This is a genomic window from Streptomyces sp. NPDC040622, from assembly GCF_055593965.1.
Map to the genome: position 1 here is coordinate 80,693 of NZ_JBVIXD010000018.1, position 8,993 is coordinate 89,685.

General features: G+C 70.9%; 9 protein-coding genes and 1 pseudogene. 6 read left to right on the forward strand and 4 right to left on the reverse strand.

Annotated features, from left to right (window positions below):
- Positions 1-44: 44 nt before the first annotated feature.
- The gene (locus tag ACZ592_RS36765; protein ID WP_471586084.1) at positions 45-884 is read right to left on the reverse strand and encodes a DUF3626 domain-containing protein; all 840 of its coding nucleotides are present in this window, start codon (positions 882-884) and stop codon (positions 45-47) included.
- A 204-nt stretch (positions 885-1,088) separates the two neighbouring features.
- Here ACZ592_RS36765 and ACZ592_RS36770 point away from each other — a divergent pair, with 204 nt between their 5' ends.
- Both ACZ592_RS36770 and ACZ592_RS36775 read left to right on the forward strand, forming a co-directional pair.
- Positions 1,089-2,087 (forward strand): ArsR/SmtB family transcription factor, encoded by a 999-nt coding sequence (locus tag ACZ592_RS36770; RefSeq protein ID WP_471586085.1) that lies wholly within the window; start codon positions 1,089-1,091, stop codon positions 2,085-2,087.
- A gap of 289 nt (positions 2,088-2,376) precedes the next feature.
- Positions 2,377-2,748, forward strand: a complete 372-nt coding sequence (locus ACZ592_RS36775) for an SH3 domain-containing protein (RefSeq protein WP_471586086.1) — start codon at positions 2,377-2,379, stop codon at positions 2,746-2,748.
- A 57-nt stretch (positions 2,749-2,805) separates the two neighbouring features.
- Here the strand turns inward: ACZ592_RS36775 and ACZ592_RS36780 are convergent, their stop codons facing one another.
- Both ACZ592_RS36780 and ACZ592_RS36785 read right to left on the reverse strand, forming a co-directional pair.
- Positions 2,806-3,792, reverse strand: coding sequence for a quinone oxidoreductase family protein (locus ACZ592_RS36780; protein WP_471586087.1), 987 nt, complete (start codon positions 3,790-3,792; stop codon positions 2,806-2,808).
- Between the two features lie 31 nt (positions 3,793-3,823).
- A complete protein-coding gene (locus ACZ592_RS36785; protein ID WP_471586088.1) occupies positions 3,824-4,243 on the reverse strand; it encodes a (R)-mandelonitrile lyase in 420 nt (139 codons plus the stop codon).
- A 141-nt stretch (positions 4,244-4,384) separates the two neighbouring features.
- Here ACZ592_RS36785 and ACZ592_RS36790 point away from each other — a divergent pair, with 141 nt between their 5' ends.
- From ACZ592_RS36790 to ACZ592_RS36800, 3 genes are all read left to right on the forward strand, one after another.
- On the forward strand, positions 4,385-5,254 hold the full coding sequence (locus ACZ592_RS36790) for a helix-turn-helix domain-containing protein (protein WP_471586089.1): 870 nt from the start codon (positions 4,385-4,387) through the stop codon (positions 5,252-5,254).
- Between the two features lie 466 nt (positions 5,255-5,720).
- A complete protein-coding gene (locus ACZ592_RS36795) occupies positions 5,721-6,764 on the forward strand; it encodes an iron-siderophore ABC transporter substrate-binding protein (RefSeq protein WP_471586090.1) in 1,044 nt (347 codons plus the stop codon).
- A gap of 132 nt (positions 6,765-6,896) precedes the next feature.
- Complete coding sequence (locus ACZ592_RS36800) at positions 6,897-7,424, forward strand: DinB family protein (protein WP_471586091.1); 528 nt, start codon at positions 6,897-6,899, stop codon at positions 7,422-7,424.
- Between the two features lie 53 nt (positions 7,425-7,477).
- On the opposite strand, the gene ACZ592_RS36805 is transcribed toward ACZ592_RS36800, so the two are convergent.
- Positions 7,478-7,981 (reverse strand): DUF6069 family protein, encoded by a 504-nt coding sequence (locus ACZ592_RS36805; protein WP_471586092.1) that lies wholly within the window; start codon positions 7,979-7,981, stop codon positions 7,478-7,480.
- 626 nt (positions 7,982-8,607) lie between these two features.
- Here ACZ592_RS36805 and ACZ592_RS36810 point away from each other — a divergent pair.
- A pseudogene (locus tag ACZ592_RS36810) lies at positions 8,608-8,993 on the forward strand (2-isopropylmalate synthase); the annotation flags it as partial.

Consider the following 8,993-nt stretch of genomic DNA (forward strand, 5'->3'; position numbering starts at 1 on the left):
GCCCTCTTCGCCGGCGTCGGAGTCACCGCCCTGTCCGTGGCTTTTCAGGGCGTTCCGAATCGCGCCAGGTAGTGCCAGACCTTCTTGACCGCCTGCGGGTCGTGGCGGTCGGCACGTGCGGCGTCCCCGACGATCCGGGGGTCGAGTACGCCGTCGACCGCGATCCGCGCGCCCAAGTCGACGTACTCCTGGCCTCGGTAGCCGGGATGACGCCGGAGTTCGTCGACCCCGAGACGGAAGCCGGGGTGCCACTCCACCGCGCAGTCGAGCCGCAGCGCTGCCGCTTCGACCGTGGTGCCTCGGTAGCAGGGGTCAAGGACCAGCGCCTCCACCTGACCGTGGTGCAGCCGGACCGGCCCGTGCACCTGTGCCTCGATGTAGTCGTCGAGGTCGTCCTGGCGGTCGGCGAGCGCAAGCTCGACGAGCCCCATGCGGGCTTCGACGCCGAAATCCGAAGGTTCGAGGAAGCTGTCCGGGTAGCAGAACGTGGTCCGCGCCAACGTCCCCGCAGTCAGCCGGAAGTGGGCCGAGCCGAACCGTGGCGCCGCGCCGACCGGCTTGCGACGGAAGTTCAACGCGCCGTAGACGGGCCGCTCCTGAGCGACCGCTCCGTCGTACGCCCCGTCGAAGATCCGGCTCTCCCAGCGCCACCGGTCGCCGCCCGGATGCGCGGTCAGTCCGCCGTTGCTGGTCCCCGTGACGAACTGCGAACGGTAGACACCGTCCCCGGCCATGGCGTCCAGGATGGGCATGCCGTGCAGCAGACGGTCCGGGTGGAAGTTGAGGGTCACGCGCAGCGCCGGGTCCATCGGAGGGCCCGACGCCAGTCCGGTGACATGCCGAAGGGCTCGTTCCTGCGATGTCGGGGTCGCCGCGGTGCTCATCGGCACAGTGTTCCCCGGCGTGATCAATCGGCGCACGTGGATTTTCGCTGCTCACCGTGTGCCGTGTGCCGGGTGGCCGGGGTCCGCTCGACGAGGCGCACGCGCGTGGCCGTGCGGGGCGACGCCCGTGGCCTGAACGGCCGTTGCGCGGTTCCCGGGGCTCCTGCGAGGCTGGCGGCAGGTACGACCGGAACGGAACGCTCAGTGAAACGGATCCACTTCACGGCCGAGGACATCGCACGTACCCGCTTGGGCCCGACGATCGGTGCGGCGGCGGAGACCCTGGACAGCCTCAAGATTCTCAAGGACCGTGACTCCCGCCGGGCGTTCGGCCCGTGGCGCGCGTCGCTGGGGAACCGTCTCGCCGACCGGATCGGGCCGCTGACCGCGCTGATGCCGGCGCACGGCCCCTCCGTGGACGTGGCGAGCCTCGCGGGAGACTCCGCGGACATCGACGAGGCGGTGGAGACCCTCCTGTCGGCTCCCCGCGCCCTGCTGCGCGCCGAGTTGGAGGACATCCTGTTCGACCGGGCACACCTCCGCTGGGCGGGGCTGCTGGCCGACGGTGATCGCGAGGTCCTGCGGGAGCTGTCCTCGGCGCTCCGGGCCTGCCACGGCGTCACGGTCGCGCCCTACTGGCAGCGCATCCGGTCCCATCTCGCGGCGGTCCGGTCGGCGCAGGCGCGTACGCTCGGCGAGGGCGGAGTGGAGCGGTTGCTCGCCACGCTCCACGGGCCGTCCTTGCGCTGGCGGCCGCCCGTCCTCGAAATGAGGCATCCCCGGGACGCCGACGTGCATCTGGGCGGGCGGGGCCTGGTGATCACACCCACGATGTTCTCCTCACCACAGGTCGCGTTGTTGGTGGCCCCGCTGGACCCGGACCGCGCACCGGTCCTCGCCGTGCCCGCCCCGGTCGACGCCGCGTCCGCGGGAGACCTGTGGGCCGTCGAAGGGCCGGGCGGCGGGTCGCTGGGCGACTTGTTGGGGCGTACGAGGGCGGAGACGCTGGAGGCGACGGTCGGCGGATGCAGCACGCTGGAGCTGGCGCGACGGCTCAACGTCTCCGCTGCGGCCGCGAGTTACCACGCGAAGGTGCTGCGCAACGCCCGTCTGATCACCACGACCCGTGAGGGCAAGGCCGTGCTGCACGCGGCTACGTCCCTGGGCATCAGCCTTCTGGAGACGCACGCCCGGCACGGCTGACGGGACCGGTTTCACGCGGTGAGCGCTGCCCCGGGCGCCGGTGCGGAGACGCCCTCCGGGCCGCGCACCGCTCAGCGAGCCGCGCACCGCCCGGAGGGCGTACGGAGACGGCCTGTGCGGCGCCGCCGGCCGGCGTACGGTCCCCCGCACCGCGCGCCGTTCCTCCGCGCACATCGTCCACCAACCGGCCCGGGCCCGGCCATGTATTCAACGCTGATCAAAAGGTTGGACGCGCGGGTGTGGCAGTGCGGATTCTCGTTCCCGTCGCACTCTTCTGGGAGGTACAACCATGAGGTCCACGCACAAGTCCGGTACACGCACGCGTAGGACGGCCGTCTGCCTGGCGGCCCTGGTGACGCTCGGCGGCGCCATGACCGCGGGTACCGCCCACGCCCAGGGCACCACCGTGGCTCCGGCGTCCGTGACGGCTGCCGCCGGCGTCTCCGGATTCTTCACGGCCAGCGGCGTGAACATCCGCACGGGGCCCTCGACCAGCTACCAGAGCCTCGGACACGGGCAGAAGGGGCAGGCGATCACCATCCACTGCACCGCGAACCCCTGGTGGCGCATCACCAACAGGGTGACCGGTGTGAGCGGATGGGTGTACTGGCCGGGCAACGTCCTGATCGACTCCGGCGTGGGGGAGCCCCCCACCTGCTAGACCGTCTCGTACGAAGCGGGCGGGTCCCCGGATCCGGTGACCGGGGACCCGCACGCCTCACGGCACGGAGAGGACGACCTTGCCGTGGGCCCGGTGGGAGCGGAGTCGCTCCGCGGCCAGGGACGCTGTGTCGAAGGACAGGGCCGTGTCGATCAGTGGCCGTACGCGCCCGTCGGCGACGGCGGGCAGGAGGGCGGCGCCGGCCTCGGCGATGACGGCGCCCAGTTCCGCGGGCCGGGTGAAGCCGAAGGAGACTCCGGCGACGCGCAGGTGCCGGTAGGACAGGGCGTCGAGATCGATGGTGGACGCTGCCCCGGCCAGCCGGCCGATGTTGACGACGGCGCCGTCGGTGCGGGTGGCGGGAAGGCAGGCGGCGAACGTCCGGCCGCCGACGTGGTCCAGGGCGACGTCGACGCCCTCGCCGCCGGTGAGGTCCAGTACGGCCCGGGTGAGGTCCCGTTCGTCGGTGGCCACGACCTCATCGGCACCGGTCCCGCGCAACAGGTCGGCCTTCGCGCCGGTGCGCGTGGTGGCGACGATGGTGCTTGCGCCCAGGGCCCGGGCGATCCGTACGCCGATCAGGCCGATGCTGGAGGTCGCACCGGTGATCAGCACGCTCCGGCCGGGCCGGAAGCCCGCCACGGTGAGAGCGCCGTGTTCGGTGAGCAGACCGGTGGGCAGCGCGCACGCCTCCACGTCGTCCACGCCGTCGGGGACGAGCAGCACGTGCCGGTGGTCGGCGAGAACGTACTGGGCGAAGCTGCCCGGCGTGGTTCCCATGACCCGGCTGCCGACGGCGGGCGCCTCGACTCCTTCGCCGAGCGCGGTGACCTCGCCGGCGAACTCGAAGCCCGCCCGGTAGGGAGCGCCGGTGCCGCCGGCCGCGGGGTCGGCGTCGGCGAGCATGGCGATGTCGGCGTTGTTGAGAGCGACGGCGTGGGCGCGCACCACGATCTGGCCCGGCCCAGGTGCGGGCACGGGGATCTGCCGCGGAGTCCAGTGGGGACCGTGGCCGCCGAACAGTGCGGTCATCGTGGCGGTCATGACGATGTCTCCTCTCCGGTTTCCGGAGTGGTCAGTGGCTTCGGGTGCGCGGCGCGCGGTACTGGGCGTCGCTGACGTGTTCGAGCCAGGTGGTCTCGGGCCTGTCGTCGTCGGGAGCGGTGCCGTCCCACAGGGCCAGGTGCTGCATGAAGTGCTCTTCGTCGGCGCCGTGCCAGTGCTCCTCCCCGGGCGGACAGGTCACGGTCTGGCCGGGGCGGGCCTCGTAGACGGTGCCGTCGCGCGTGCCGACCAGCGCGGTCCCCGCGACGACGTGGAGGGTCTGTCCGACGGCGTGGTGGTGCCAGGCGGTGCGGGCGCCGGGTGCGAAGCGCACCATGTTGGCCCGGATGCGGGAGGGCTCCTCGCCGGCGTGGATGACGTCGAACCAGACGTCTCCGTTGAACCAGTCGGCCGGTCCCTTTCCGGTGGGCTTGGCCTTGACGAATTCCATGGTGTGCCGTCCTTTCCGCTGAATTCCACCTTGGCAAACCGCCGTAAGCGCGCCAAGAGGAGAGTTTCCTCCCGGGAGGAGAACATCCTGGGAGAGTTTTCTCCCCCTCACGCGGACAGCCGGTACTGCGAGACTGGACGCATGAGTGGGACACCGCATCTGAACGAGCTCGGCGAGTTCCTCAAGGCGCGCAGGGCCGAGCTGAGCCCGCGCGCCGTCGGCCTGCCCGACAGCACGGGGCCCCGCCGGGTGAGCGGGCTGCGTCGCGAGGAGGTCGCGCAGCTCGCGGCGATCTCCACGGACTACTACACCCGCCTGGAGCAGGGACGGATGCCGGCCTCGGCGCCGGTCCTGCAGTCGGTCGCCGAGGCCCTGCAGCTCGATGAGGACCAGCGGCGCTACCTGTACAGCCTGGCCGGAAAGGAGACCGCCCGGCCGCGCCTGCGGTCCGCGCAGAAGGTCCAGCCGCAGCTGCGCCGGGTCCTGGACGACCTCTCCTCGACTCCGGCGATCGTCATGGGCCGCCGGATGGACGTCATCTCCTGGAACCCGCTCGCCGCCGCGCTGATCACCGATTTCTCGGCCGTTCCTGAAAAGCACCGAAACTATCTGCGGATCCTTTTCACGGACCCCGTGATGCGGACGCTGTATGCCGACTGGAAGAGCGTGGCGCGCATGGCGGTCGCGCAATTGCGGATGGAGGCGGCGAAGAATCCGGGCGATCCCCGGCTGACCGCACTGGTCGGTGAACTCTCGGTCCAGGACGCGGACTTCCGGCGCTGGTGGGCCGAGCACCGGGTGGCCACCCGCAGCGTGGGCACGAAGGTGCTCACCCATCCCGTGGTCGGGGAACTGTCGCTGGACTGGGACACCCTGACGGCGACCACCGACTCCGACCAGCAACTGGTGGTGTGGACGGCCGAAGCCGGCTCGTCCACCCACGACAGGCTGCGGATCCTGGCCTCCTGGGCCGCCGAGCAGCACCTGCCCGTCCCGGATCCGGCCGACTGACGGCACGGGCGCCAACCGGACCATCCGAGACCCCGAGCGGGGCACTCTCGTCGCCGCTCGGAGCTGTCGTCACTCCAGGTCGGCGAGCAGTGCCACGCCGATCCCGGTCAGGTGGCCGGCCAGTGTCTCGATGTCGTCATGTCGTCCGCCATGCCGCGTTGCAGCCGGTCCGGCCGCGCACACATACCCGCGCGAAATCCATGTGCTCGATCACATCCCGCTGACCGGTGTCGGGAAACTCGACCGCAAGGCGCTGCGTTCCGGAGCCCGCAGGGCAGACACGCAGGCGCACAATTCCGGGATCTGAGCCCTCGGCCGCGAGATTCCGGACCTTCTTCCAGCTGTCTTGAGGACTTTCGCCGCCCATTTCGCGCTCTGCTTCTGGTAGAGCGGCACGGAAAGCATCTTGTCGGAGCTGCCAGGGCCCACGACAACCGAATATGAATGGTTAGGTTAGCCTTTCTTCATGTTCAAGCGTTCGACATCTTCCTCACGGCCGACTGCCCCGTCCTCGCGCTCTCGGCGCCTCACCGCGGTGACGGTGGCGGTCGCCGCCACCCTCGTGGTCGCGGGCTGTTCGTCGGGCTCCGGCGCAGGCAGCAACGACGGCGACACCGGTGCGGTCGCCAAGGGGAACTTTCCCGCCAAGGTCGCCACGAAGTTCGGTCAGGTCACCGTCAAGGAACAGCCCCAGCGCGTCGTCGCGCTCGGCTGGGGCGACGCGGAGACCGCGCTGGCCCTGGGCGTGCAGCCGGTGGGAGCCAGCGACTGGCTCGACTTCGGCGGTGACGGCGTGGGGCCCTGGGCGAAGGGCAAGTACGACAAGAGCCCCACGAAGATCGGTACCCTTGAGCCCGAGTACGAGAAGATCGCGTCGCTGCGTCCCGACCTGATCCTCGACACCAAGTCGAGCGGTGACCCGAAGCGGTACGAGAAGCTCAGCAAGCTCGCGCCCACGGTCGGGGTGCCCAAGGGCGGTGACCAGTACCTGACGGACTGGCAGGACCAGACCGAGATGGTCGCCGACGCGCTGGGCCTGCACGACAAGGGCCAGGAACTCATCGCCAAGACCAAGGCCAAGTTCACCGCGACGGCCAAGGCGCACCCCGAGTTCAAGGGGAAGACGGTCACGTCCGGTTCGCTGACGTCCGACGGCTTCGGCGCCTACGTGCGGGGCAGCGGCCGCGTGGACTTCCTGGAACGGCTCGGCCTCAAGAACAACCCCTGGGTCGAGAAGCAGGGCGGCGACAGCTTCTACATCAGCGTCGCCCGCGAGAACGTGAACAAGCTCGACGCCGACCTCATGGTCATGGAGCCCATCGGCATGTCGGCGGCCGAGGTCGGCAAGGACCCGCTGTTCAAGAAGGTACCGGCGGCCAAGGCCGGACACGACGTGATCCTCGATCCCAAGTCGCCGTCCGGCAAGGCCTTCGCGACCGACTCGGTGCTCTCGGTGAACTACACCCTGGACGAGGTCGTGCCGGAGTTCGCGAAAGCGCTGAAGAAGTAGCCGGAGGGCTGCCCGGCAGCGGCCCCCGAGGGGCGGGCCGGAGTGCGTCGACGGGCCGGTCCCGCCCACGCGGCACCACGAGCCTCCGGCCGCCCCCTATGCACGGCTGAACCGCTCGTAGAGCCTTGCACCATGACCCACACGGCAAGTGACCCGGTGAGCGCTTCGGCCCCTGAGATCAGGGCGCTCCTCTCCGCCCTGGACGGACAGCGGCGCCACGTCCTCGGCATCCTGGACGGCCTCGACGACGGCGCGCTGCGACGGCCCGTCCTGCCGTCCGGATGGAGCTGCCTCGGACTCGTCCAGCACCTGGCGCTGGACGTCGAACGGTTCTGGTTCCGTGCCGTCGTCGCCGGGGAGGAGAGCGTCATCTCCGCCCTGGCGGAGATCGATGACGCTTGGCGGATGGGGGCCGATGTGCCGGCGGCCGAGGTCGTCGACCGGTACCGCCGGGAGATTCAGCTCTCAAACGCCTCTGTCTCCGCCACCCCCGCCGACGCCCCCTTGGCCTGGTGGCCCCACCACCTCTTCGGCGAACCGCACCTGCACACCCTTCGGGACGTCCTGCTGCACGTCATCACCGAGACCGCGTGCCACGCCGGACACCTCGACGCGGCACGGGAACTCATCGACGGCCGACGCTGGCTGGTCCTGACCTAGGGCGTATCCGCACACTCGCTTCGCCGCACGGCATGCCGACATCGGACGTGGCGTCAGTCGCGGCCACCAAGGGCCGAGCTGCGCGCGACGGCCGAAAGCAGCGAGCCGATGGCCACGCCGATGACGAGGTACACGGCGGCGGTCCCCACCCTGGTCTCGGTGGTCAGCGACGTCGCGAACGGCAGCAGCACCAGGACGGCCGTGGCCAGGGCGACGATCCAGGTGAAGAACCGGCCGGGCTGCGGAGTGGTGAGGACGAGGAGGTGCAGGAGGCCGGTGGCCACCAGCGCGGCCACGGCCGCGCCGCCCGCCAGCAGCCCCGTCGACGCGTCGCCCAGGGCGCCCTCGCCGTCCGGCGCGAAGACGGCGATGCCCAGGATGCCGCGGACCAGCAGAACGGCGACGACGGCGGTGAGCGCCGCGACGACGGCCGTCATCACGCCACCCGCCCACAGGCGCGCGGCGTCGACGCGGCGCGGAGTCCGTGGCGGCGCGGTCGCGTCGCCCCCGTACACGGACGTGGACTGCTGGTCGTAGGGCGATCCGGGCGTCTTCACGTGTGCTGCTCCTTGACGGGTGTCGGGTGCGGGAGATGGCGGATCGGTGGGCCCGGGCGGCCGAGGTGTCAGGTCAGGGAGTGGCGGGCGGGCCGGGAGAGGCGGGCGGCTGCGATGCCGGGTCCGTCTTCTCCTGAGCCGCCTTTCTTGAGCCGCCCGCGCCATGGTGCCGCCCGCGGCACCCACCGCGGTGTGGCTCACGGCCTGGTGCAGCTTGCACTTCGCCGGGAAACGCCGGCACGACGAACTCGACGGGACCCATTGCGCACCCATATCCCCAGACGGCGTTGACGTACGCAATGAATCGGATCATGGCTCGGCAGAGCGCGCATCCGCGACGGCGCCGTGTGCCGGGGGGCGGGGGAAGGCACCGCACCGGGCGAGCGGGCTACCGGCCGGAGCTTCGACCGGCGGGTGCGGCGGGTGCGGCGGATGCGGCGGGCACGCGGTCGCGCCACGGCCGGGGCCGGTGGGCGTCGACGGTGGTGGTCGTCTTCCAGGCAGGCTCGCCTGCCGTCGCGGGCTTGCCGCCGGGACACGGCGAAGGCCCGGTGCTCTCAACACGTTCAACGCCCCCGCCGGAGAGCGGCACGGTCGCCCCCGCGACGGCGGGCACCTAAGGAGACATGACACCTTCGCGGCAGATACCTTCCCGGATGCCTGTTCACAAGTACGGGCGGTACGAGCAGGTGGACATTCCCGACCGGACGTGGCCGGACCGGCGGATCACGGTGGCGCCGCGCTGGCTGTCCACGGATCTGCGGGACGGCAATCAGGCGCTGATCGATCCGATGTCGCCGGCCCGCAAGCGGGCGATGTTCGATCTGCTGGTACGGATGGGTTACAAGGAGATCGAGGTCGGTTTCCCCTCGTCGGGGCAGACGGACTTCGACTTCGTGCGCTCGATCATCGAGGATGAGGACGCGATCCCCGAGGACGTGACGATCTCGGTGCTGACGCAGGCGCGTGAGGAGCTCATCGAGCGCACGGTGGAGTCGGTGAAGGGCGCGCG

Excerpts from the sequence above, each read along its gene's own strand:
- ACZ592_RS36775 (WP_471586086.1), top strand. The coding sequence starts at position 2,377 with ATGAGGTCCACGCACAAGTCCGGTACACGCACGCGTAGGACGGCCGTC.
- ACZ592_RS36790 (WP_471586089.1), top strand. The coding sequence starts at position 4,385 with ATGAGTGGGACACCGCATCTGAACGAGCTCGGCGAGTTCCTCAAGGCG.
- ACZ592_RS36780 (WP_471586087.1), bottom strand. The coding sequence starts at position 3,792 with ATGACCGCCACGATGACCGCACTGTTCGGCGGCCACGGTCCCCACTGG.
- ACZ592_RS36795 (WP_471586090.1), top strand. The coding sequence starts at position 5,721 with ATGTTCAAGCGTTCGACATCTTCCTCACGGCCGACTGCCCCGTCCTCG.
- ACZ592_RS36785 (WP_471586088.1), bottom strand. The coding sequence starts at position 4,243 with ATGGAATTCGTCAAGGCCAAGCCCACCGGAAAGGGACCGGCCGACTGG.
- ACZ592_RS36765 (WP_471586084.1), bottom strand. The coding sequence starts at position 884 with ATGAGCACCGCGGCGACCCCGACATCGCAGGAACGAGCCCTTCGGCAT.
- ACZ592_RS36800 (WP_471586091.1), top strand. The coding sequence starts at position 6,897 with ATGACCCACACGGCAAGTGACCCGGTGAGCGCTTCGGCCCCTGAGATC.